At 58.1% G+C, this 24,744-nt stretch carries 20 protein-coding genes; 9 read left to right on the forward strand and 11 right to left on the reverse strand.

Going from position 1 to position 24,744, the window contains the following annotated elements:
- The first annotated feature begins 613 nt into the window (after positions 1-613).
- From tssI to KGB03_RS12605, 4 genes are all read left to right on the forward strand, one after another.
- A complete protein-coding gene (gene tssI, locus KGB03_RS12590; protein WP_223527264.1) occupies positions 614-4,036 on the forward strand; it encodes a type VI secretion system tip protein TssI/VgrG in 3,423 nt (1,140 codons plus the stop codon).
- Complete coding sequence (locus KGB03_RS12595) at positions 4,029-4,715, forward strand: DUF2931 family protein (RefSeq protein ID WP_111448247.1); 687 nt, start codon at positions 4,029-4,031, stop codon at positions 4,713-4,715. Before tssI ends, KGB03_RS12595 begins: the two co-directional genes overlap by 8 nt.
- 14 nt (positions 4,716-4,729) lie before the next feature.
- Entirely contained in the window at positions 4,730-5,836 is a 1,107-nt protein-coding gene (locus KGB03_RS12600; RefSeq protein WP_111448246.1) for a hypothetical protein, read from the forward strand.
- A gap of 419 nt (positions 5,837-6,255) precedes the next feature.
- Positions 6,256-6,651 carry a DUF6124 family protein gene (locus KGB03_RS12605; protein ID WP_111448245.1) on the forward strand — a complete coding sequence of 132 codons (396 nt, stop codon included), beginning with the start codon at positions 6,256-6,258 and terminating at the stop codon, positions 6,649-6,651.
- A gap of 448 nt (positions 6,652-7,099) precedes the next feature.
- Here KGB03_RS12605 and KGB03_RS12610 read toward each other — a convergent pair whose 3' ends face one another.
- The 4 genes from KGB03_RS12610 to KGB03_RS12625 all read right to left on the reverse strand — a co-directional run bounded on the left by KGB03_RS12610 (position 7,100) and on the right by KGB03_RS12625 (position 10,597).
- Positions 7,100-8,374 (reverse strand): glycoside hydrolase family 68 protein, encoded by a 1,275-nt coding sequence (locus KGB03_RS12610; RefSeq protein ID WP_111448244.1) that lies wholly within the window; start codon positions 8,372-8,374, stop codon positions 7,100-7,102.
- A gap of 418 nt (positions 8,375-8,792) precedes the next feature.
- Positions 8,793-9,068: an HU family DNA-binding protein gene (locus tag KGB03_RS12615; protein WP_003213368.1), complete on the reverse strand. Its 276-nt coding sequence runs from the start codon at positions 9,066-9,068 to the stop codon at positions 8,793-8,795.
- Between the two features lie 192 nt (positions 9,069-9,260).
- Entirely contained in the window at positions 9,261-10,409 is a 1,149-nt protein-coding gene (locus KGB03_RS12620; protein ID WP_008150072.1) for an NAD(P)/FAD-dependent oxidoreductase, read from the reverse strand.
- A 20-nt stretch (positions 10,410-10,429) separates the two neighbouring features.
- Positions 10,430-10,597: a rubredoxin gene (locus KGB03_RS12625; RefSeq protein WP_007954349.1), complete on the reverse strand. Its 168-nt coding sequence runs from the start codon at positions 10,595-10,597 to the stop codon at positions 10,430-10,432.
- A gap of 200 nt (positions 10,598-10,797) precedes the next feature.
- On the opposite strand from KGB03_RS12625, the gene KGB03_RS12630 reads away from it, so the two are divergent.
- Positions 10,798-11,361 carry a chorismate--pyruvate lyase family protein gene (locus KGB03_RS12630; RefSeq protein ID WP_223527199.1) on the forward strand — a complete coding sequence of 188 codons (564 nt, stop codon included), beginning with the start codon at positions 10,798-10,800 and terminating at the stop codon, positions 11,359-11,361.
- The gene (gene ubiA / locus KGB03_RS12635) at positions 11,361-12,251 is read left to right on the forward strand and encodes a 4-hydroxybenzoate octaprenyltransferase (RefSeq protein ID WP_223527200.1); all 891 of its coding nucleotides are present in this window, start codon (positions 11,361-11,363) and stop codon (positions 12,249-12,251) included. Before KGB03_RS12630 ends, ubiA begins: the two co-directional genes overlap by 1 nt.
- Positions 12,252-12,340: 89 nt before the next feature.
- Here the strand turns inward: ubiA and KGB03_RS12640 are convergent, their stop codons facing one another.
- Positions 12,341-12,724, reverse strand: coding sequence for a hypothetical protein (locus KGB03_RS12640; RefSeq protein ID WP_111448241.1), 384 nt, complete (start codon positions 12,722-12,724; stop codon positions 12,341-12,343).
- 152 nt (positions 12,725-12,876) lie between these two features.
- Here KGB03_RS12640 and phoB point away from each other — a divergent pair, with 152 nt between their 5' ends.
- The 3 genes from phoB (at position 12,877) to KGB03_RS12655 (ending at position 16,398) form a co-directional block, all read left to right on the forward strand.
- On the forward strand, positions 12,877-13,566 hold the full coding sequence (gene phoB, locus KGB03_RS12645; protein WP_046045002.1) for a phosphate regulon transcriptional regulator PhoB: 690 nt from the start codon (positions 12,877-12,879) through the stop codon (positions 13,564-13,566).
- A gap of 45 nt (positions 13,567-13,611) precedes the next feature.
- Positions 13,612-14,934 (forward strand): phosphate regulon sensor histidine kinase PhoR, encoded by a 1,323-nt coding sequence (phoR, locus tag KGB03_RS12650; protein ID WP_095126878.1) that lies wholly within the window; start codon positions 13,612-13,614, stop codon positions 14,932-14,934.
- A gap of 123 nt (positions 14,935-15,057) precedes the next feature.
- Positions 15,058-16,398, forward strand: coding sequence for a hemolysin family protein (locus KGB03_RS12655; protein WP_033059291.1), 1,341 nt, complete (start codon positions 15,058-15,060; stop codon positions 16,396-16,398).
- Positions 16,399-16,595: 197 nt separating this feature from the next.
- Here KGB03_RS12655 and KGB03_RS12660 read toward each other — a convergent pair whose 3' ends face one another.
- From KGB03_RS12660 to KGB03_RS12685, 6 genes are all read right to left on the reverse strand, one after another.
- Positions 16,596-17,492, reverse strand: a complete 897-nt coding sequence (locus tag KGB03_RS12660) for a peptidoglycan DD-metalloendopeptidase family protein (protein WP_223527201.1) — start codon at positions 17,490-17,492, stop codon at positions 16,596-16,598.
- A 224-nt stretch (positions 17,493-17,716) separates the two neighbouring features.
- Complete coding sequence (locus tag KGB03_RS12665; protein ID WP_223527202.1) at positions 17,717-18,667, reverse strand: response regulator; 951 nt, start codon at positions 18,665-18,667, stop codon at positions 17,717-17,719.
- A 167-nt stretch (positions 18,668-18,834) separates the two neighbouring features.
- A complete protein-coding gene (phoU, locus tag KGB03_RS12670; protein ID WP_008150055.1) occupies positions 18,835-19,596 on the reverse strand; it encodes a phosphate signaling complex protein PhoU in 762 nt (253 codons plus the stop codon).
- A 71-nt stretch (positions 19,597-19,667) separates the two neighbouring features.
- Positions 19,668-20,501, reverse strand: coding sequence for a phosphate ABC transporter ATP-binding protein PstB (gene pstB / locus KGB03_RS12675; protein ID WP_008150054.1), 834 nt, complete (start codon positions 20,499-20,501; stop codon positions 19,668-19,670).
- Between the two features lie 193 nt (positions 20,502-20,694).
- On the reverse strand, positions 20,695-22,365 hold the full coding sequence (pstA, locus tag KGB03_RS12680) for a phosphate ABC transporter permease PstA (protein WP_192408848.1): 1,671 nt from the start codon (positions 22,363-22,365) through the stop codon (positions 20,695-20,697).
- Positions 22,366-22,380: 15 nt separating this feature from the next.
- Positions 22,381-24,414: an ABC transporter permease subunit gene (locus tag KGB03_RS12685; protein WP_411740297.1), complete on the reverse strand. Its 2,034-nt coding sequence runs from the start codon at positions 24,412-24,414 to the stop codon at positions 22,381-22,383.
- Between the last annotated feature and the right edge of the window lie 330 nt (positions 24,415-24,744).

Genomic DNA, 24,744 nt, shown 5'->3' on the forward strand with positions numbered 1-24,744 from the left:
ATCAAAGAGCTGCGATGAGTCTCATCCAATTGAGTTCGTGCTCTTTCAAGTGCGCGCATCGTAATCACAATGATGGCCACTAGCAAGCATCTGATTAAACAACAAGACGAAGTGTGTTTTTATCTCGTAGGAGATGTCCCTATATGTAGCAGGGGAATCCCTGAGATTGGTTTAATTGTTCATCGTGCGACCAGCTGGCCTGAAACCACTGAGATAGAGGCTTCAGCCCCTCAACCTTAATAAACGCCGTATTCATTGCCGATTCGCCCCCTGAGACAGGCGCGAATCATGCCAAAAATACAAAATGATGAATGTAGGAGCATTCCGAAATGTTACCGATATCTATGAATTAGACGATGAGTGACAACCGTCAATAAGAAAAGTGCCATCATTTTGATAGCACTTTATATTTCAAGCAAAGTTCCAAAATGGAACTTCCGGTATCGCGGGAATTTCATACCAAATTTCAAGACCCCTCCTACATCAATACTTTGGATGCCTTGTTAGCGTGCACGGCATTTTTGGCGACCTGTTCGGGCCAGGCACGACTCGGGCATCGCGATTTTTTCTCTCTCAGCTTAAGGACGAGCTAAAAAAGCAAAAGGACAAGCGCATGTTCGCACCGGCTAATGCCCCTCAATTCACCCTCGTAATCCCGACGGTTCGCAACGACTTTAAGGTGCTGGCCTTTAAAGGCACTGAAACCATCAGCGCGCTGTACTCAATCAGCGTCGATCTGGTCAGCGAGTACCCGGATATCGATCTGGAAAGCCTGCTTGACCAACCTGCCTATTTGCAATTCGGACTTAACGGCGAAGGTATTCACGGTCACATCGTAAGCGTGTCCGCGGGTGATGCTGGTAAACGCCTGACCCGCTATCGCGTAAACCTTGTCCCGGCGCTGCATTACCTGCAGTTCAGCCAGGATCAGCGAATTTTCCAGGGTCAGACGGTGCCGCAAATCATCGCTCAGGTCTTCAAGGGGCACGGCATTCTGGCCGATGCGTTTGCCTTCCACGTCAAAGCAAGCCCCCCGCGCGAATACTGCACTCAATACCGGGAAAATGATTTGGAGTTCGTCCAGCGGCTCTGCGCCGAGGAAGGCATTACGTGGCATCACCAGCATTCCTTGCAAGGCCATGTGCTGGTGTTCACCGATGACCAGACATTCTTCCCAAAACTGGGCGAAACGCCGTATCAGCAAGACTCCGGCATGGTGGCGGAGCATCCGGTCGTCAGCCAGTTTTCCATGGGTTTCAAAACCCGCCCCAGCGTGGTAACCCGCCGTGACTACGACCTGAAACGCCCGAATGCGTTGTTGGAAAGTCGCTTTACTGCTGAGTTCGACCCCAAGCTGGAAGACTATAGCTACCCGCTACCATTGGAGAGCGAAAAGCGCGGTAAACAACTGGCCCGGCAGGCACTGGAACGGCATCGGGTCGATTATCAGTTGACGGAAGGCAAAAGCGACCAGCCCACGCTGCGCAGCGGCCACTTTTTCGACCTGACGAATTGCCCACACGAAACGCACAACGATCTATGGCTGCTGTTAAGCGTGACCCACTCTGGAAAGCAACCTTCGGTGCTCGAAGAGTCAGTCACCAACGCGACCGAACCTGAGGACGGCTTTTCCCAAGGCTACCGCAACAGCTTCAGTGCGATTCCCTGGGATGTGTTTCATCGGCCACCGATGCCTGCACCAAGACCCATGCTGAACTGCCAGACCGCCCGCGTCACCGGACCTGTCGGTGAAGAGATCTATTGCGATGAATACGGTCGCGTCAAAGTCAAATTTCACTGGGACCGGTCTGAACGCAACACTGAAAACAGCAGTTGCTGGCTGCGGGTAGCGTCCGGCTGGGCGGGGGACAACTTTGGCACAGTGATCATTCCGCGTATCGGGATGGAAGTCCTCGTCACCTACCTCGAAGGCAATCCCGATAATCCATTGATCACCGGCTGCCTGATCAACAAGGTCACGCCGCCGGCCTACCCATTGCCCGAAAACAAAACCAAAACCGTACTTCGTACCCACAGCTCCCCCACTACGGGTGGCTACAACGAATTGTCGATGGACGATCGCGCTGGCGATGAGTTGGTCCACCTGCGTGCTCAGCGGGATATGGAGCAGAAGGTTGGAAACGACAGCCGGATTGAGGTGGGTAATGAGAGTCGAGTCACCATCAAGGGCGACCGTATTACGGTGCTCGGATCTGAAGAGCACCTCACTATCACGTCGGATCGAAAAATCCAGGTCAGCGGCAACGACTACCTGCATGTCTCTGGCGACAGCCACACGAGAACTGATGAAACGCTGGTTATAGAAGCCGGTGAGCACGTGCACATCAAGGCAGGCGCGCACCTCGTAATTGATGCGGGTGAGAGTATTTCTGTGAAGGTCGGCGGTCAGCACATCGTGATGAACGCCGACGGTATTTTCAGTAGTAGCGCGATTGAGATCGGTGGCTCTCCCAAGCCGGGTGCGGCCGCACATACATTGCTTCAGGGGGCTGCGGCGGGCTTGTTGGTATCCGTCGCGCCTGAGCCATCAGAAGAAAATGAATCGGATGAGCTGGAGGAAGAGGAGGAAGAAGTCGAAGAGGAAGGGATTACTTTGCGGATTGGCGTGTTTTTTGATGGCACCGGGAATAACCGATCCAACAGTGAAATGGTTACCGGGTGTTATGCGCGGGATGTGAATCTGCTGGAGGAGGCTGAGGATATTCGACAGTTTTGTCAGGCACATGGGTATGACGTTCAGGGGAACACGCCGGACAGCAGTTATGGGAATGACACGAGTAATGTGGCGAAGCTGCATGACTTGTATGGCGATGACAGTAAGCGGTTATTGGCTATTGAAGAAACCATTGGGTACATCCCAATTTATCTGGATGGAATTGGCACCAGCAGTGGTGAAGAAGATTCACCTTTTTCATTGGCAACCGGCGTAGGTGCACACGGTGTATTAGCACGGGTTGCGCAGAGTCCAGCGCGTATTCTCGAAAGGGTTGAGCGGTTCAAGCGATCTAATCCTGATCGAAAGGTTGAACGTGTCGAGTTCGATATCTTCGGTTTCAGTCGCGGTGCCGCCGCTGCGCGGCATTTTGCCAATGAAGTCCAGAAAGGAGAGAAGAGTCCATTGGCAGCGCTGCTTCCAGGCAATGCGACGTTGTTTACCGAGGACTTTTCCTGGCGCACCAACACCGATGTCTCCATCAACTTTATCGGCATTTTCGACACCGCTGCCGCAATAGGCAGCATGGCTGACGGTGACTTTAGCGTCCACGACGCCAACAACCCCGGTGTTAACTTGTATCTGGCGCCCGATGTGGCAAAAAAGGTCGTGCATTTGGTGGCGCGGGATGAGCGTCGCCATAACTTCTCACTCAATAGCGCCGGCGCTGCTGATATCAAGCTGCCCGGCGTCCACTCCGACTTGGGTGGAGGTTATATACCAAATTTCATTGAACGAGTTCTGCTTAGCAAGCCGCGCTGCAGCCGCGATATGGAACTTCACGTGCCTTCCACAGCGTCAACCGCCTATCGTTGGGCTGAGCAAGAGCTAGGCCGCCTTCAGGATCAACTCAATCTGTATGGGCTAACACTGGAGGTGAAAACCTGGGCGGTGGAGATGACTGGCAACGCAAAAGGCGACAGATCCAAATCGAAAAATGCTTATGCCGCGGTCCACAGCGAGCGGACTGTCCGCAACGATCTGGCGTTGGTTTACCTGCGAATCATGCGCGAGTTGGGGGCCAGGCACGACGTCCCGTTCAAGGTTATTGACGAAGAGGATCAAACGTACGCATTACCGACAGAGCTGAAACCGATTGCCCAAAAACTGATGGCTTATGCGTTAGGTGACACTCGCCGCACGAGCCTGAGCCTCGACGAAGAGGAGCTGCTTTACCGCCGTTATATCCATCTGTCTGCGAACTGGAATGCTGCCAAAGGCTGGAACAATAGCGATCTGAACGTCGTGTTTATTAATCGACCTGCCGAAAACTATAAACGCGTGGTGCATCCCAATGCATAGGTGCTCACCCTTGCTTAAGTCCGGCTTTGCACTGCTTTTTGTGTTGTTGGGAGGATGTGCCTCTGTCGAGAGCAGATCACTACCTTATGACGCGTGGAGCCTTGATTTTTTTTCGCCTGACTATATGGAAGTCTGGATCGAAACGGCCAGTGTCGTTGATATCAATGAGCGCGTGTTCCTTCGCGCGGGCAGCGGTATACCGGCTATGGGGTATCCACGCGCAATGAGCAAAGGCGTACCGTCCGAGTTCAGAGGCAAACCAGCTGGATGGCGAGAAGATCCTGCAGGAAAAGGCCGGTATGTCACCGGGGCTGACCTGCCTCGTTTGGTCTATGTACGTTGGCAGTCCATGGCAGAACCGCAGACCTACGGGGCCTACATCGAGATCCCTGAATCTGCGCGGGACACCATGCTCAAGGGTGAAACAGCTTATTGCGGTGCGGTAGGCAAATGGAAAACCGATTACCGAAAGTTTTTGACTATCGGCCTGGCGCCAGGAGGAATCGCCAAGGTGTGGTTGGGAGGGCCTTGTCTTAAATCGACCGAAGTCACCCGAGTCCAAGGCACGATCCATCCCAAAGGCCCCTACGGGGGCACATCCAACGGGAAACACCGCCCGCTTTCAGAAGAATCAAAAGCCTACATCGACAAATTCGGCATCCCGTTCGAAAGCTGGTAAGGAGAGAGAATCAAATGGATTTAAGAACAATATTTTTCGCAGCGCTTGTGTGGCTGCCTTTTGCAAACGCCGCAGAGTCCCGCCCAATAGAGGGGGATTATTATTTGTACGGGGCCATGGAAATGGCCGCTAGGCTGGTTCTTCAAAAGGACGGATCTTTTGCAGCAGCTGCTGCGTACGGGAGTGCCAACGGTGCTGCGAAGGGAACGTGGAGTATCGAGAGTAATACGCTGACGCTAACAAGTGAAGCTGACCCTCATGCAGCTAAAAAACTGGCTTTCGAAATGCCCAGAACAAGGAACCTGGCTGAATTGGAGGAGAGTTATCGAATCCAGCACGGCAATTACGACGAGATCGATAACGACACGGCTAACTTCGCACAGACTCACTACATTTTGCAGATGCAATACGACCAGCGCCCAAAACCTCCGGCCATCGATCCTGTGTACCTTTATTTTGAGTTTTCCGCAGGCCCCGGGAGCCAGCAGTTATTGAAGTCAAATGAAACAACGGACCTCTGGCTGCCTTACGACCCACAAAGAACGCTGACAAAAATAGGCTTTGGGACCTCCCGTGATTCCGGCCCGACTCAATGGATTGACGTTTCGCCGGATAGCCGCTGGTTCGGTATCGGCTGGAAAAAAGAGAAAAGCCAGCCTATCGCGTTCACCCCGCGTAAAGAAAAGGGACTGGCCGAAATTCAACGTGATCTGAACGATGATGAGCAAAGTCGAATTCTGAAGAATTACCTCATCACGGTTTATCACTTCGATCCAATCAGCACGCCCGCCATAACGCCTGTCGATGTGTACTGGAGATTTGACGATGGCTCTACCAAGCAACAGGTCTGGGCGGATTCGAAGCAAGAGAGATTATCCCTGCCCTACTCTCCCACGAGGACCTTGGAGAAGATCGGCCTGCACACTCAAGGCTCAAAGGACGAAATCGAGTGGATTCCTACCCTGCCTGATATGAGATGGATGCGTGTGGATTGGAAGGATTACGCCGTACCCGCCAATGGTGAGTTGTCTCTTCTGTTTCAGGACCTGCGACTCGCCATCGAGCCTGACTGCCTCGCGGTAGATTTTGGCAACGGCAAGGCATGCTTTCGCCGTCGTTAACATGCTCGGTCTGGTGAGGATTTTCAGGAAGCTCAGGTGTTGCTTCTCCACGGCTTAAACATCGCTCGACAACGACCCGTTTAAAACGCCTCAAGGTTACTTCCTGCAAGCTACAACACCTTGCGCCGTTGCCTACGGCTACGCCAGAATCCGCCGGCTTGTGCGCCTTGGGCGCGGTCGGTAACTTGGTTCCTGTCACTGCCCATCAGTGATCGGGTTTAGTCGCTCGCTGGTAATTGAAGATGCACAAGCTTCTGTCAGACAGGTATTTCCTACCTGCATTTGATGGTGGCTGTGCGTAGGGCACCTTCGGGTGCGCCGGCTTCTTCAATTCCCCGGTCCGACTAACCTGCGCACAGCTGCCACCCCTTCGTTTAGTCGGCGAAGTGTTGTCAGCATCATTCAAGGAATTGAAGATCATGTTCAAGGTCACACCCAACCCACCCGACACCGATCCAGTCTCCCCCTACGAAAGCCCCGATTCAAACAAACTCAACGAAGCCGCCGAGCGCGCCCTCAATCACCACTTTCCACCAGCCGAACCGAAACCACCCAAACGCAACGGCCAGCTCTTCAGCGTCTGCCCGGGCATCAACCCTGAAACCCTTCTCGCCAATGCCTCGGAAGATTTGCTGTCCATCAGCGCCATCGCCGCCAACCTCGCCGACGATGTGGACGGCTCACGCCGCTCCGTAGCCCTGGCGCTCAGCCGTATGGCTGACGGGGTGCATTTGTTGGTGGAGCGAATGCTGGATCATCTGGATGAGCCGGAGATGGCGGCGATTCTCGCCAGGCAACACAGCCGAGTCAGTTGATCGACCAAGAAAAAAAGTACTCCGCCCCCCATAAAAAAAAGGTTCTTCCCCGGAAAACCGTGAAGAACCTTTTTATGGGTGCGCCAGGCATGGCGAGTAACGCCGTGACTGGCGCCGTTTGGCTCACTGTGGTGGTGAGTTGGAGGTAGAAGCCCTTTACACACCCGGCAAGAGGAGGTGTTCGCCAGAGGCAAGGGTGTCGCGGGTGACTGCGAATCTGAAGGAAACGCGAGGCAAAATGCTGGCCTGACGAACAGGAGGCGGTAGCGCAGGGAAGATATTCGTTACTGGCTGCATCCTTGCAACCAGCAACGAAGGGCTGTTACTTCACATTGTTCAATGGGGCTTGCGAGCAACGTCGCAGTGAATCAGGCGGGATATCTCGATCATATCCACAACGGTTTTTTCGTCGACCTCAAACCCGCAGCCTGAAAGCCCTGTATCGCTATTACTTGAGCGTGACGTCGAGCATCGGCGGGATATAACCGTAGTCGTACTCGGCCACCACGAACGTCTGCTGCCCTTTTATCTTCATGCCCACCGTCGGCGCCTCAGTGCCGCCGATACGAATCTGCGTGCCGGTTTCGTCGGTCGGTACGCTGTCGATAAAGGAGGTCACCAGGCCGTTGGGCATCACATAGTGCGAGTAGGTCTGGAACGGCTGAGAAGACGGGTTGCCCAGCACCAGGCCGGAACCGTTCAACGGCACGTAAGGGCCGAACAGCGAATCCGCGACAAAACCGTACACCCCGTCCGGCCCGGTCACACCATCGGCATAGGTGAACGTATGGCTGATGGTGAACAGGTAGTACTTGCCGTCCTGGAACACGAAGTGCGGGCGTTCGGTCTGGTCGTTGACCCCCACAGCGGTCAGCAGCGGCGGTAGCATTTCCCAGTCGTCACCGTCCGCGTCACGGGCCACCGCGATGCCGACACAGGCGGTCTGGAAGCGCGAGTTGCCGACGTTTTCATAACCCGGCGGTACATCGCCGATTTCCGCTTCACCCACCTTGTGCGAGCCGCGCTCGCCGGCCACGTTGCCTTCGAACAGCATGTACAGCTTGCCGTCCTTCGGGTCGCGGAATGGCCATGGATCACGGAAGCCCCAGAAGGAATTCTGTGCTTCGGTCTGGTACATCTTGCCGTCGGCCTCGAACAGCGGCTTGACCTTCTCGAAGCCGACCATGCTGACGCCATGTTCGGTGGTCACCACCCGGCCCCGCACCTTGACGATGGTCGCGCCCGGGGTGACGGCGGTGTAATACAGGTCCACCTCACCCTGGTCATTCAACAGGATCGGCGAACCGGCCCATTCGCGAACGGTCGGCGAAACCCCTTCAGCCATCACACGGCCGCCGAGTTTCCAGTCCTTGCCGGTACGAGAAAACCAGTAGTACATCTTTGCCCGACCGTGGCGATCGTTCCAGTCGCGGGTGATGTTGTAGTTGCCGTTCTCGTCGATGTACTCCGGGTCGTTTGGATGACGATCGGCAGTCAGGGTGAAGATCACCGACCAGCCATCGACGGACGTCACGTTACCATCCAAGTCGCGCAGCGGCATGGTGTCCCAGATGAACACTTCGTTGCTCAATACCGGGAAATCCGCGCTAACCAGCGGTTGGGTGGTGGTGGGATCGTCCGCGCGGACTTTCAGCGCATCAGCGCGGGTCCAGAGGCTGGATTGATGGGGCGTTTTGCCGAATTTTTCAGTGTTGCTTTTCATAGGGTAATGCCTCGTCCATGAATGGATTAAATATTGATCAAAAAATACTGTATGTGCATACAGTGACTTAACCTTAAGAGACTCAATCTTATGGGTCAAGAAAAAAATGCATTTGTGCATAATTAAATGTTTTTCTGAAGCTGATACGTTTCAGCTTGCGATTTTTATAGAAGTTTTTTCTGAGCCAGATCGACGACGTTGCCTGCAAAACAGGTGCGTTTAACCGCTGGTCGGTCGAGGGTATGCGTAGCGGATGCAACGGGCGGAAGCAGGGACTGGGCGGATCGGTCAACTGAGTCAGCGCATCCTGCGCAAAGCCCAACAAGGCCGTGAAGAACCAAAAAAAAATGGGCACCCAACCCAGTTGGCGTGCCCATTTTTTATCCCGCTCCCGCGCTACGCGGGAAGTCGGTGCGTGTTACGGATTAACGCTGTCTTTCAACGATTTGCCTGGCTTGAACGCAACCGTGTTGCTGGCCTTGATTTTGACGGGCTCACCGGTTTGCGGGTTTTTGCCGGTGCGGGCACCGCGGTGGCGTTGCAGGAAGGTACCGAAGCCCACCAGCGTGACGCTGTCCTTGCGGTGCAGAGCGCCGGTGATTTCTTCGAGAACGGCGTTGAGAACGCGGTTGGCCTGCTCTTTGGTGAGGTCTGCTTTTTCAGCAATTGCAGCGGCGAGTTCTGGTTTACGCATTAGTGAAGCCCCTTTGACGGTTTTTTGTTGTTATGTCCGTGCTGTTCTCGTTGGAACAGCGCCCAAAGCGCCGCAGATGCTCTACTCTGCGGCAGACGGGAGTGAGGATGGCACGCAGTGAAGAGCCGCGCCAGTCTCGACGCGACCTTTGTAGGGGCAAAAGAGGGGTGATTCCGACAGAACGACCGGTATTTACGCCAGCAGTGCCGGAAGCTCTTTGTTCAGGGCCAGTTTTTCCATCACCGCCGCGCCTGTCAGGGCATAGCCCAGCAATTTGCCGCTGGCATCGCGGCACAATACCTTGATGTCCGCGCCCTGCCCTTCGACTGTCCAGACGCCCTCCAAACCCCGTGGTGGCGGCGAAACCACCAATGGGCAGACCGGCGTTTTAACGGTGATGGGCATCGGGCCATAGCTCACCGCCGTCGGGTTTCCGGCGAGGGTCTGAGCCAGCGCTCTCGCACAGCTCATGAGGGGCATCACGTACAACAGATTCAGCCCATCGACTTCGGCGCAGTCGCCCAGGGCATAGATATTGGCGTGGGAGGTTTTCAGGTGGCGATCGACCACCACGCCGCGATTGACCTGCACACCGGCCGCAGCCGCCAGGTCGATGCGCGGACGCAGACCAATGGCCGACACCACCACATCGCAAGGGATCACCTGGCCATCGGACAGATGCGCTTCCAGTCCATCTTCAACGCGCTGCAAGCGGTTGAGCACCGGCCCGAGGTGGAAGCGTGCGCCCAGGCTTTCCAGCCCGGCCTGGACCGCAGCGGCCGCCGCCGGGTGCAACAGGGTCGGCATGACTTGCTCGCACGGTGCAACCAGTTGCACCTCGTAGCCGCCAAGAATCAGGTCGTTGGCGAATTCGCAACCAATCAGGCCGGCGCCGAGCAGCAACACCCGACGTTTGCCGGCCGCCGCGGCGCGAAAGCGTGCGTAGTCTTCCAGGTCGTTGATCGGAAAGACTGCGTCAGCCGCATCGCCTTCGATCGGCACTCGCACGGTTTCAGCGCCCCAAGCGAGGATCAGGTCACGGTAAAACACCGCTTCCTCACCGATCCACAAGCGCTTGTGGCCAGGATCAATGCCGCTGATGCGCGTGTGTGTGCGCACTTCGGCCTTCAACTGCTCGGCCATGGTGCCGGGTTCGGCCATGCTCAGGCCGTCAGCGTCTTTGTTTTTGCCGAAGCCGGTGGAGAGCATCGGCTTGGAGTAGGAGCGTCCGTCATCGGCAGTAATCAACAGCAGCGGGGTTTCGCCATCGAGTTTGCGAAACTCCCGGGCCAGGTTGTAGCCAGCCAGCCCGGTGCCGACGATCACGACAGGTGCGTTCATTCCTTACTCCTCTAAAAGTCTTAGTTGATTTCGATCATTTCGAAATCCATTTTGCCTACGCCGCAGTCCGGGCACAGCCAGTCTTCCGGCACGTCTTGCCACAGGGTGCCCGGCGCAATGCCGTCATCCGGCCAGCCGTCGGCTTCGTTGTAAATCAGGCCGCAGACCACACATTGCCACTTTTTCATTCACGTACATCCTCAGGATTCAGGCTTTTGCCGGCACGAACGGTCGATGGTTGGAGCGCTGCCGTCCGGCTCAGCGCGTTTTGTACTGATCGGGCCCGGCAGATGCAAGCCTGTTCGACGCAATGGCCGGCCGGATCAATCAAAATCGCAGGCTGACATGGTAAGCTCGCCGCCTCATTTGCTGCCAATAATGACTCACTGTGCCGCACTCAAAATCCCCCGCCGTGACCCCGCTTTGGCTCCCTCGAAGCCAACTGACGCCCCTCCCCGACACGTCTACGCTCGACTGGTTGTTCGATGAAGGCTCTTTGACCCGACGGCTGATCCGTCTGTCGAATGACGGTTTCAGCGTCACGCCACTCTTCGAAGGCTGGCAATCACTGCGCGCCGACGAATGTGCCGCGCTGGACCTGGCCGAAGGCAGCGAGGGCTGGATTCGCGAGGTGTATCTGCGTGGCCACGGCGAAGCCTGGGTGTTTGCCCGCAGCGTGGCGGCGCGCAGTGCATTGCAGGGCGATGGTCTGCACATGGACGAATTGGGCAGCCGCTCCCTGGGCGAATTGCTGTTTTGCGATCAGGCATTTCAACGGCGCGTCATTGAGGTTTGTCATTACCCTCAGGCGTGGCTGCCGATGGAGTGCCGCGCACCTGAACTGTGGGGCCGCCGTTCGCGTTTCGACCGCGGCGCCTTGAGCGTGCTGGTGGCCGAAATTTTCTTGCCGACCTTATGGAACGCTACCCGCGCCCATCCGGAGAACTGCTGATGTACCAGAGCCTGCTCAAGTCCCTGAATCGCTTGAATCCACGGGCCTGGGATTTCATTCAGCTGACCCGCATGGACAAACCGATCGGCATTTACCTGCTGCTGTGGCCGACGCTGTGGGCGCTGTGGATTGCTGGTAAAGGTTCGCCGTCGCTGGCCAACATCGTGATTTTCGTCCTGGGCGTGGTGCTGACCCGCGCCGGCGGTTGCGTGATCAATGACTGGGCGGATCGCAAGGTCGACGGCTACGTCAAGCGCACCGAACAGCGGCCCTTGGTGAGCGGCAAGATCAGTTCCAAAGAAGCACTGGTGTTCTTTGCGCTGCTGATGGGCGTGAGTTTCCTGCTGGTGTTGTGCACCAATGCGGCAACGGTCTGGCTGTCGTTCGGCGGTTTGGCACTGGCCTTCACTTACCCGTTCATGAAGCGCTACACCTATTACCCGCAAGTGGTGCTGGGCGCGGCGTTCTCCTGGGGGATGCCGATGGCATTCACTGCCCAAACCGGTGAATTGCCGGCGGCGGCGTGGTTGCTGTGGATCGCCAACCTGCTGTGGACGGTGGGCTACGACACTTATTACGCCATGACCGACCGCGACGACGATTTGAAGATCGGCGTGAAATCCACGGCCATTCTGTTTGGCGAAGCAGACCGGGTGATCATTCTGACGCTGCAAGGGATGGCGCTGGGTTGCCTGCTGCTGGCCGGGTCGAAATTCGAACTCGGTGGCTGGTTCCACTTGGGATTGCTGGCGGCGGCGGGCTGTTTTGCGTGGGAGTTCTGGTACACCCGTGGCAAGGACCGGATGCGTTGCTTCAAGGCGTTTCTGCACAACCATTGGGCCGGGTTGGCGATTTTTGTCGGGATCGTGCTGGATTACGCGCTGCATTGACCGTTGGAAAAGATCGCAGTCTGCGCCAGCTCCAACAGGGGGATGGAGCGACCGCAGGCTGCGAACTGTTTACGGCGCAGGCGAATCGCTTATTTATGCTCGCGCATGATGTGCCAGACTTCTTTCATATTGTCGCCTGCCATGTCACCCGGTTTTTTGTCCTTCATGAACGTGTAAAGCGGCTTGCCGTCATAGGCCCACTGCATCTTACCGTCGTCACGCTTGATCGTGCTCCACTTGCCTTCGGGCTTGGCGCCCGCCGGCGCCATCATTGGCGGCCAGTATTCTGCGCACTCGCCGTTGCACATCGACTTTCCGCCTGAGTCCTTGTCGTATGTGTACACCGTCATGCCCTTATGATCGACCATCATCCCGTCTTTCATCATCGCCGGATCGGCGGCGAAGGCCAGTGTCGGCAGCGTTAGCGCAGCCGTGACCAGCAGAGCCTTCCAAGTTTGAGCAATGTGTTTCATGGAAACCTTCCTTTGTGGTTGTCAGGAGTCGGACTTAGAGCTTAGTTCAGGATCATGACAATCGCCGGGCGACTAAAATACTGTCACACGACTGCAATAATTCCGTTATCTAATGCGGCGCAAGACAGTTAAATGACAAGAGGATTAAAGGCATGGTTGGCAGGAGCATTCTGATCGTCGACGACGAAGCGCCCATTCGCGAAATGATCGCCGTTGCGTTGGAGATGGCCGGCTATGACTGCATGGAGGCTGAGAACTCGCAACAGGCCCACGCCATCATCGTCGACCGCAAGCCGGACCTGATCCTGCTCGACTGGATGCTGCCCGGCACGTCCGGCATCGAGCTGGCCCGACGCCTCAAGCGCGATGAGCTGACCGGGGACATCCCGATCATCATGCTCACTGCCAAAGGCGAAGAGGACAACAAGATCCAGGGCCTGGAGGTCGGCGCCGATGACTACATCACCAAGCCTTTTTCCCCACGTGAGCTGGTTGCGCGCCTGAAGGCCGTGCTGCGCCGTGCCGGGCCAACCGATGGCGAGACGCCGATCGAAGTCGGCGGCCTGCTGCTGGACCCGATCAGCCACCGCGTGACCATCGACGGCAAACCCGCCGAGATGGGCCCGACCGAATACCGCCTGCTGCAATTCTTCATGACCCACCAGGAACGTGCCTACACCCGTGGCCAGTTGCTGGATCAGGTCTGGGGCGGCAACGTGTATGTTGAAGAGCGCACCGTCGACGTGCACATCCGCCGCCTGCGCAAAGCCCTCGGTGATGCTTACGAAAATCTGGTACAAACCGTGCGCGGCACCGGCTACCGGTTCTCCACCAAGGCCTGATCCGGATCTATCTCGCTCGACAAGCTGACAAGGACGCGCGTTCAAGTGAACCAAAACTGGCATGGCACCCTGATCCGCCACATGCTTTTGCTGGTGACCGGTTGCCTGGTGATCGGCCTGATTACCGGCTATTACGGCTGGAGCCTCGCCGCAGGCCTGGGTCTTTACCTGGCCTGGACCCTCAAGCAACTGCTGCGTCTGCACGAATGGCTGCGCCTGCACAAACCCGATGAAGCACCGCCCGATGGCTATGGGCTGTGGGGCGAAGTGTTCGACAGCATCTACCACTTGCAACGTCGCGATCAGCGCGTACGCGGGCGCCTGCAAGCGGTGATCGACCGGGTCCAGGAATCGACTGCCGCGCTGAAAGACGCGGTGATCATGCTCGACAGCGACGGCAATCTCGAATGGTGGAACCGCGCCGCCGAAACCCTGCTCGGCCTCAAGACCCCGCAAGACAGCGGCCAACCGGTAACCAACCTCGTGCGTCATCCGCGCTTCAAGGAATACTTCGAGCAGGACAGCTACGCCGAGCCGCTGGAAATTCCGTCACCGATCAATGATCGCCTGCGCATTCAGCTGTACATCACCCGCTACGGCAACAATGAACACTTGATGCTGGTGCGCGACGTGACGCGTATCCATCAACTGGAACAGATGCGCAAAGACTTCATCGCCAACGTCTCCCATGAACTGCGCACGCCGTTGACGGTGATCTGCGGTTATCTGGAAACCCTGCTCGACAACGTCGAGGACGTGAACCCGCGCTGGTCCCGTGCCCTGCAACAAATGCAGCAGCAAGGCGGACGCATGCAGACGCTGCTCAACGACTTGCTGCTGTTGGCCAAACTGGAAGCCACCGATTACCCGTCGGACAACCAGCCGGTAGCCATAGACGGCTTGCTGCAATCGATCAAGAGCGACGCTCAGCAACTGTCCGCCCAGCGCAATCAGAAGATCACCCTGGAAGCCGACCCGACGATTCTGCTCAAGGGCAGCGAAGCCGAGTTGCGCAGCGCGTTTTCCAATCTGGTGTTCAACGCGGTGAAATACACCCCGGCCGAAGGCAATATCCGCATTCGCTGGTGGGGGGATGAGCAAGGCGCGCACCTGAGCGTGCAGGACTCCGGCATCGGTATCGACAGCAAGCACCTGCCGCGCCTGACCGAACGCTTCTATCGCGTCGATTCCAGCCGCAACTCCAACACCGGCGGCACGGGGCTGGGACTTGCGATCGTCAAACACGTGCTGCTGCGCCATCGCGCGCGGATGGAAATCAGCAGTGTGCCGGGCCACGGCAGCACGTTTACCTGCCATTTTGCGCCGGCCCAGGTCACCAAATCCCGGGTCATCAGCGCGACCGACTGATACCGGCCGGCACGCGCCACTAGGCAATCGACCAGTCAGCCGCTACATTGGCTGACTTGTGCCTGCCCTTCAGGCGCACTTTTTTCTTTCCTTTCGAATACACGGAACCCGCAAAACTCCATCATGGACCCTTCCCCTGGCTTGACCCTCGCGACACTCTTCGCCGATTTCGGCATGATTCTTTTTGCTCTGATCCTGGTTTTGCTCAACGGCTTTTTCGTTGCGGCGGAATTTGCCATGGTCAAATTGCGCTCGACCCGGGTCGAAGCCATCGCTGATAAAAACGGCTGGCGCGGGCATATCCTGCGCACCGTTCACAGTCAGCTCGATGCTTACCTGTCGGCGTGCCAATTGGGTATCACCCTCGCCTCTCTCGGCCTCGGTTGGGTCGGTGAGCCGGCGTTCGCGCACATCCTCGAACCGATCCTTGAAGCCGTCGGTGTGCAGTCGGCCGAAGTGATCAAAGGCGTGTCGTTCTTCGCCGCGTTCTTCGTCATCTCGTACCTGCACATCGTGGTCGGTGAGCTGGCGCCCAAATCCTGGGCCATCCGCAAACCCGAGCTGCTGTCGCTGTGGACCGCCGTGCCGCTGTACCTGTTCTACTGGGCGATGTATCCGGCGATTTACCTGCTCAACGCCAGCGCCAACACGATCCTGCGGATCGCCGGCCAAGGCGAGCCCGGCCCTCATCACGAGCACCATTACAGCCGTGAAGAACTGAAGCTGATCCTGCACTCCAGCCGTGGCCAGGACCCGAGCGACCAAGGCATGCGCGTTTTGGCCTCGGCGGTGGAAATGGGCGAGCTGGAAGTGGTCGACTGGGCCAATTCCCGGGAAGACCTGGTGACCCTGGAGTTCAACGCGCCGCTGAAGGAAATCCTGGCGATGTTCCGTCGCCACAAGTTCAGCCGTTATCCGGTGTACGACAGCGATCGCCAGGAGTTCGTCGGCCTGCTGCACATCAAGGATCTGCTGCTGGAACTGGCGGCCCTGGACCACATTCCCGAGTCGTTCAACCTCGCCGAACTGACCCGGCCGCTGGAGCGGGTTTCGCGCCATATGCCGCTGTCGCAGTTGTTGGAACAGTTCCGCAAAGGCGGCTCGCACTTCGCCCTGGTCGAAGAAGCCGATGGCAACATCATCGGCTACCTGACCATGGAAGACGTGTTGGAAGTACTGGTCGGCGACATTCAGGACGAACACCGCAAGGCTGAGCGCGGGATCCTCGCGTACCAGCCGGGCAAGCTGCTGGTGCGCGGCGACACGCCGCTGTTCAAGGTCGAGCGCCTGCTGGGCATCGATCTGGACCACATAGAAGCCGAAACCCTCGCCGGGCTGGTCTACGAAACCCTGAAACGGGTGCCGGAAGAGGAAGAAGTGCTGGAAGTCGAAGGCTTGCGGATCATCATCAAGAAGATGAAAGGGCCGAAGATCATTCTGGCCAAGGTGTTGATGCTCGATTGATCCGGGCCTGCAGGGCTTTTGTGATGAGGGGATTTATCTGTGGCGAGGGGATTTATCCCCGTTGGACGGCGAAGCCGTCCCAATGCTTCTAAATACGACGGGATCGCTTCGCGACCCAACGGGGATAAATCCCCTCGCCACATTTAAACTCTCTCACCAAAGATAAATCCTCTCACCTCAATAGATTCTCACCGCCTCTACTGCTTGCCCAACGCAAAGTTGGGCAGGTTGCCCACCGGTTGATTGAACTGGTACGGAATCGACACCAGTCCCAACCCGGTATTGCGCTGCACCACGAAATGCAGGTGCGGCCCGCTGCTGTTGCCGGTGTTGCCCGACAAGGCCAGCGGGCTCCCCACCGACACCCGTTGCCCCTCGCGAACGCTCACCGAACCTCGTTTGAGGTGCAGATACACGCCCATCGTCCCGTCATCGTGCAGCACCCGCACGAAATTACCCGACGGATCGGTGCCGCGCCCGGTCTGGGCATTCTCGGTTTTCACCACCACACCGCCACGCGCCGCGATGATCGGCGTGCCTTCGGGCATGGCGATGTCCATGGCGTAGCGGTTCTTGGGACCAAAGTGGCTGTATTGACCGTTGGCGCCCTGACTCAGCCGAAACGGTCCACCCCGCCAGGGCAGCGGGTATCGATAGGCCATAGTGGCCCCTGAGGGGTCGCCCAAGGAGTATTCAAATTTCGGGGTGTACGCGAGCGGCCTTTCGGACTGCGTGGCCGTGAGCAGCGCCAGACGAATACTGCTGCGTGCCGGCATCACCCGACGAATCGGTCGGCTTGGCGCACCGCTGACGTTCTTCAGCCCGCCGAAGCTCAACTCGATTTCTACCGGCGCATACAGGTCATTGCGCACGTAAACGCTGTCCACGCCCTTCTTCTTCGTGATGACGAGGTACACCTGACGCTCGAGATTCTCGACCATGCGATCACGAAAAACCAACACCTTGGAGCCTGTCGTGGGGCGGTCGCTGTAGGAGACCACGCCATTGGCGTCGGTGGACTTGTAGATCGTCATGGCCAACGCCGAGGTGGAGGCCAGGAATAGACCGCAAAAAAACAGCAGGCGCGCGAGCATGGGCAAGATTCTGTCGAGTAAGTACTGGGTAGGAGCCTAGCAGCTGCAATGGACCCGGGTAGTCGGCAGATGTTTCAAAATGGGCCGTTCAGCGGATGTGTGGTGAATCTGGTGGCCCCTTCGCGAGCAAGCCCGCTCCCACATTCGACCGTATTCTTCTAGGAGAACTCGATTAAATGTGGGAGCGGGCTTGCTCGCGAAGGCGGCCTGTCAGGCGACGAAGATTACGCGCCCGGTACGAAATGCTTCTGCGCCGTACCACGTGCGATCAACCGGGAGATGTAGTCGAGCTTCTGCGCATCCTGGTCGACGAAACGGAAGGTCAGTTGCAGCCAGTCGCTGTCGGGTTTTGGCTCGTGGGCGACGATGGCGTGCAGGTAGCCGTTCAGACGGGCGGTTTCGGCGTTATCGCCCTGCTCCAGGTCGAGCACGGCGCTGTCGAGCACTTGTGGCAGGGTGTCGGTGCGTTTCACCACCAGCAGCGCTTCCTTAAGGCTCAAGGCCTTGATCACACATTGCGCAATGCCGTTCGGCAGGCGCAGTTGGCCCTGGCCACGTCCGCCCGTTGGCGCTGCGGAGGACGCGGGAGGCTTGATCGGAGGGCTGTTGAGCAGACCGCGAGACGGAGCAGCCGCCGGGGCTGGCGCGGCGGCAACAGGTTTGGCGAACGGGTTGACCGGCGCCGCGGCGGGAGCGACCACGGCAGCCTTGCCACCGGTCAATGCGCTCAGGGAATCGTTGCCGAACGCCGAGTTCATTTTGGTCGGCGCGCTGTTCATCAAGGTGTCGAGCTTGCCGACCTTGTTCAGGGCCTGCTTGACCTTGGTCAGCAGTTGCTCGTTGGTGAACGGCTTGCTGACGTAGCCGGAAACCCCGGCCTGGATCGCCTGGACGACGTTCTCTTTATCGCCACGGCTGGTCACCATCACGAACGGCATGGTCTTGAGGTTGTCCTGCTCGCGGCACCAGGTCAGCAGCTCCAGGCCGGACATTTCCGGCATTTCCCAGTCGCACAGGACCAGGTCGAACGCTTCCCGTGCCAGCAAGGCCTGAGCCTTCTTGCCGTTGACCGCGTCTTCGATCCGGATCCCCGGGAAGTAGTTGCGCAAGCACTTCTTCACCAGGTCACGAATGAACGACGCGTCGTCCACGACCAACACACTGACCTTACTCATCCATCACCCCTTTAAAAAATCCCGGCAAGCATACCGCTTTGCTGATGGCACATTGCCAAAAACCTTCAGTCACGCCGGGACTTTTCGTTCGCGGGTGCTGCTTTCGAATTCATCGACCACAAACAAAAACGCCCGGCCAAAAGGCCGGGCGCTTTTCTCAGGCAATCTTACTTATCGTCAGCTTTGCCCGGAACATTAGCGGTTTCGCCACTTGTGCCTTCAACTTCTTCTTTCATGCGCTTGAGGCCCAAGTGCCGCACGTCGGTGCCGCGCACCAGGTAAATCACCAGCTCCGAGATATTGCGCGCGTGGTCGCCGATCCGTTCCAGCGAACGCAGCACCCAAATGATGCTCAAGACCCGCGAGATAGAGCGCGGGTCTTCCATCATGTAGGTGGCAAGTTCACGCAACGCGGTTTTGTATTCGCGGTCGATGATCTTGTCGTACTGGGCCACCGACAACGCCAGGTCGGCGTCGAAGCGGGCAAAGGCGTCCAGTGCATCGCGAACCATGTTGCGCACCTGATCACCGATGTGGCGAACCTCGACGTAACCCCGTGGAGCTTCGCCTTCTTCGCACAACTGGATGGCACGACGGGCGATCTTGGTCGCTTCGTCACCAATGCGCTCCAGGTCGATCACCGACTTGGAGATGCTGATGATCAAACGCAAGTCCGACGCCGCCGGCTGACGACGGGCCAGAATGCGCAGGCATTCTTCGTCGATGTTGCGTTCCATCTGGTTGATCTGGTCGTCGATCTCGCGAACCTGCTGGGCCAGGCCGGAGTCGGCCTCGATCAGCGCGGTCACCGCGTCGTTGACTTGCTTTTCCACCAGCCCGCCCATGGCCAGGAGGTGGCTGCGCACCTCCTCGAGCTCAGCGTTGAACTGCGCGGAGATGTGATGGGTAAGGCCTTCTTTACTAATCATGTTGGCGTCCTTGGAGCGTCCGGTAAGGTGCGGTGGACCGCAGCGTCAGTTCAGTGAGCAACAACAGCTTCCTAGCCGTAGCGACCGGTGATGTAGTCTTCGGTCTGCTTCTTCGCCGGATTGGTGAACAGGGTGTCGGTGTCGCCGAATTCCACCAGTTTGCCCATGTACATGAACGCTGTGTAATCGGAAACCCGCGCGGCCTGTTGCATGTTGTGGGTCACGATGACGATGGTGAACTTCGATTTCAGTTCGTAGATCAGCTCTTCGACTTTCAGCGTGGAAATCGGGTCAAGTGCCGAGCATGGTTCGTCGAGCAGCAGCACTTCCGGCTCCACGGCGATGGTGCGAGCGATCACCAGACGTTGTTGCTGACCACCGGACAGGCCAAGTGCCGACTCGTGCAGACGGTCTTTGACTTCGTCCCACAGCGCCGCGCCTTTCAACGCCCACTCGACGGCTTCGTCGAGGATGCGTTTCTTGTTGATGCCCTGGATGCGCAGGCCGTAGACCACGTTCTCGTAGATGGTTTTCGGGAACGGGTTGGGCTTCTGGAACACCATGCCAACACGACGACGCAGCTCGGCCACGTCTTCGCCCTTGCGGTAGATGTTGTTGCCGTACAGGTTGATCGCGCCTTCGACTCGGCAGCCATCCACCAGGTCGTTCATGCGGTTGAAGGTGCGCAGCAGCGTGGACTTGCCGCAGCCGGACGGGCCGATGAAGGCGGTCACGCGCTGTTTCGGGATGTTCATGCTGACGTCGTACAGCGCTTGTTTGTCGCCGTAGAACAGGCTCAGGCCCGGCACTTCAATCGCGACGGTTTCCTGTTCAAGGCTCAAGCTCTGTTTGTCGCGGCCCAGGGCCGACATGTTGATGCCGTGGGTATGTGCTTCGTGCTGCATGGGAGGCTCCCTGTGCTAACAAATTCGGTTCGGGACGCCCTTGTGGCTGCCCCATCAATATTCCGGTAAACGCCGATCAATGTGGGAGCGGGCTTGCTCGCGAAGAGGCCATCACATTCAACATCAATGTTGCCTGACCCACCGCTTTCGCGAGCAAGCCCGCTCCCACAAGGGACCGCGCCTGCCTATTAACTTAACTATCCAGCGCTTTGTATTTTTCGCGCAGGTGGTTACGGATATAAACGGCCGACAAGTTAAGCGTGGCGATCACCAGCACCAGCAGCAGCGCCGTGGCGTACACCAGCGGCCGCGCGGCCTCGACGTTCGGGCTCTGGAAGCCGACGTCATAGATGTGGAAGCCCAAGTGCATGATCTTCTGGTCCAGGTGCAAGTACGGGTAGTTGCCATCCAGCGGCAGCGATGGCGCCAGTTTCACCACACCCACCAGCATCAGCGGCGCCACTTCACCGGCGGCGCGAGCCACGGCGAGGATCATGCCGGTCATCATTGCCGGGCTGGCCATCGGCAGTACGATCTTCCACAAGGTTTCAGCCTTGGTTGCGCCGAGGGCCAACGAGCCTTCGCGCACGGTGCGAGGAATCCGCGCCAGGCCTTCTTCCGTGGCCACGATCACCACCGGCACAGCCAGCAGCGCCAGGGTCAGGGACGCCCAGAGCAGACCCGGCGTACCGAATGTCGGCGCCGGCAGCGCTTCCGGGAAGAACAACCGGTCGACCGAGCCGCCCAACACATAGACGAAGAAGCCCAGACCGAACACGCCGTATACGATGGCTGGAACGCCCGCCAGGTTGTTCACCGCGATGCGGATCAAGCGCGTCATGGTGTTCTGTTTCGCATATTCACGCAGGTAAACCGCGGCCAGTACGCCAAACGGGGTCACGATCATCGCCATGATCAACGTCATCATCACGGTGCCGAAAATCGCCGGGAAGATCCCGCCTTCGGTGTTCGCTTCACGCGGGTCGTCGCTCAAGAACTCCCAGACCTTGCTGAAGTAGAAGCCGATCTTGGTGAAGGTGTTCATGGCGTTCGGCTGATAGGCGTGAACCACTTTGCCGATACCGATTTCGATCTCTTTGCCGTTCGCGTCGCGGGCCGTCAGGCTGTCGCGGTTGAACTGGGCGTGCAGGTCGTTCAGGCGTGCTTCGATGTCCTGATAACGCGCGTTCAGTTCGGCACGCTCGGACTCCATGTCCGCTTGCGCGGCAGCGTCCATCGTTCCGGTCAGTTCCAATTTGCGACCGTGCAGACGGACGCGCTCGAGGCCCGCGTTGATCGCGCCAATGTCGGTTTTTTCCAGGCTCTTGAGCTGGGCGGCGAGCTGGTTGACGCGAGCGACACGGGCCTGCAGCTCAGGCCATGCAGCTTCGCCTTCAGCGATGACCTTGCCGTCCTGTTTGACGTTGACCAGGTAGCCGTAGAAGTTGCCCCACTCGCGACGCTCGATGGTCATCAACTCGGGTGGAGTCTTCTGATTGGTCAGCCACTCGCCGACGATCCAGGTGAAGTCGTTGCCATTGAGGTCACGGTTGCCGACCTTGATCAGCTCGCGGGTCATGAACTCCGGGCCCTGATCGGGCACCGGCAGGCCAGCACTTTTAAGGCGCTCGCGCGGCACTTCTTCTTTCTGCACCACTTCGCCGATGACGAGGTGATTGGCCTGGCCCGGTACGTCGTAACTGGCGTGCACCAGGTCCGCCGGCCAGAAATGGCCCAGACCGCGCACGGCAATCACGGCCAGCAAGCCAATGGTCATGATGACCGCGATGGACACCGCGCCACCGCTGATCCAGACGCCAGGGGCGCCGCTCTTGAACCATCCTTTCAGGGAGTTCTGTTTCACAGACTTCTACCTTTCTTAAAGCGACGAGTATTTCTTGCGCAGACGCTGACGAATCAGTTCCGCGAGGGTGTTCATGACGAAGGTGAACAACAGCAGCACCAGCGCCGAGAGGAACAGCACGCGGTAGTGGCTGCCGCCGACTTCCGATTCGGGCATTTCCACCGCAACGTTGGCCGCCAGGGTGCGCAGGCCTTCGAACAGGTTCATTTCCATGACCGGGGTGTTGCCGGTGGCCATCAGCACGATCATGGTTTCACCGACCGCACGGCCCATGCCGATCATCAGCGCCGAGAAGATGCCCGGGCTGGCGGTGAGGATCACCACGCGAGTCATGGTCTGCCACGGCGTGGCGCCGAGGGCCAGGGAGCCGAGGGTCAAACCGCGCGGCACGCTGAACACGGCGTCTTCGGCGATGGAGTAGATGTTCGGGATCACCGCAAAGCCCATGGCCAGACCGACTACCAGTGCGTTGCGCTGGTCGTAGGTGATGCCCAGGTCGTGGGAGATCCACATGCGCATGTCGCCGCCGAAGAACCAGGTTTCCATGTATGGGCTCATGTACAGCGAGAGCCAGCCCACGAACAGGATCACCGGAATCAGGATCGCGCTTTCCCAACCGTCCGGCACTTTCAGGCGGATGGACTCAGGCAGGCGGCTGAAGGTGAAACCGGCGACCAGAATGCCGATCGGCATCAACAGCAGCAGGCTGAAGATGCCCGGCAAATGTCCTTCCACATACGGTGCGAGGAACAGACCGGCGAAGAAACCAAGGATCACCGTCGGCATCGCTTCCATCAGTTCGATCACCGGCTTGACCTTGCGGCGCATGCCCGGGGCCATGAAGTACGCGGTGTAGATGGCAGCGGCGACGGCCAGTGGAGCGGCCAGCAGCATGGCGTAGAACGCGGCTTTCAAGGTACCGAAAGTCAGCGGTGACAGGCTCAGCTTGGGTTCGAAGTCAGTGTTGGCGGCGGTCGATTGCCAGACGTATTTAGGCTCGTCGTAGTTCTCGTACCAGACCTTGCTCCACAACGCGCTCCAGGAAACCTCTGGGTGCGGGTTGTCGAGCAGCAGAGGTTGAATCTTGCCACCCGCCTCCACGATCACCCGGTTGGCCCGTGGCGACAGGCCAAAGATGCCTTCGCCATCGACCACCTGATCCACCAGCAAGGTGCGGTGGGCGGTGCTGTGGAACACGCCGAGCTTGCCGGACGCATCGAGGGCGATGAAGCCTTTGCGACGTTCTTCAGCGGTGATTTCAACGATCGGCGCAGTGCCCATCTGGAAGTTACGAATCTGCTTCAGACGCAGTTCGCCATCGTGGTCGCGGGCCATGAACCATTGGGCCAGACCACCCTTGGAATCGCCGAGGATCAGCGAGATGCCACCCACCAGTTGAGTACTGGCAGTGATTTGCGCTTCGCCATCATCCAGCAGTTTGTAGCGACCGTTGAGGCTCTTGTCGCGCAGGCTGAACACGTCGGCCTGGGCGCGACCGTTAATCACGTACAGCCACTGCTGACGTGGGTCGACGAAGATATTTTTCACCGGCTCGGTCATCTGTGGCAGATCGATACGCGTCTGCTCGTTGGTGACTTCACCAGTCATCATGTTTTCTTCGCTGGTCAGCGACAAAACATTGAGTTGCGAACCGGTGGAACCGACCAGCATCAGCGTCGTATCGGTCGCGTTGAGGCTGACGTGCTCAAGGGCTCCGCCCGCCTCATTCAGCGCGATCGGCGTTTCGCCGTACGGGTATTCAATGGCGGGCGAGATGGTTTTCTTGCCGTCCGGGTAGCTGACTTTATAAGTGTGACGGAACACCAGCGCCTGGCCGTTGGACAAGCCCACCGCCACCAATGGATGGCCTGGTTGGTCTTTGCCGATGGAGGTCACGGTAGTGCCGGCCGGAATCGACAGATCGACACGCGCGAGTTCAGCGCCACTGTCGATATCGAAGAACAACGCCTGGCCCTTGTCGGAAACCCGCATGGCGACCTGGTTCTGTTCTTCCAGGGAGATCATCAACGGCTTGCCGGCGTCCGGCATCCAGGCGGGCGTGATGGCTTCCTTGGCGGTCAGGTCGGCGCCCTGAAACAGGGGCGCGACAACGTAGGCAAGGAAGAAAAAGATCAGCGTGATCGCGCCGAGAACGGCGAGGCCGCCCACGAGGACGTACCAGCGGGTCAGGCGATCTTTGAGCGCGCGGATGCGGCGCTTGCGTTGCAACTCAGGCGTATTGAAGTCAATTCGCTTGGGGGGATTTGTAGTCATGGTGGAATTGGCCAGATCATTCATTCGCACACCCTAGCGATCCTGTATGACAGAAAGATGACAATGCAGTGACGCAACAAATCCGCCGCCAGCGGGAACTGGCAG

The sequence above is a fragment of the Pseudomonas sp. BF-B-26 genome, assembly GCF_019956495.1.
GTDB lineage: Bacteria > Pseudomonadota > Gammaproteobacteria > Pseudomonadales > Pseudomonadaceae > Aquipseudomonas.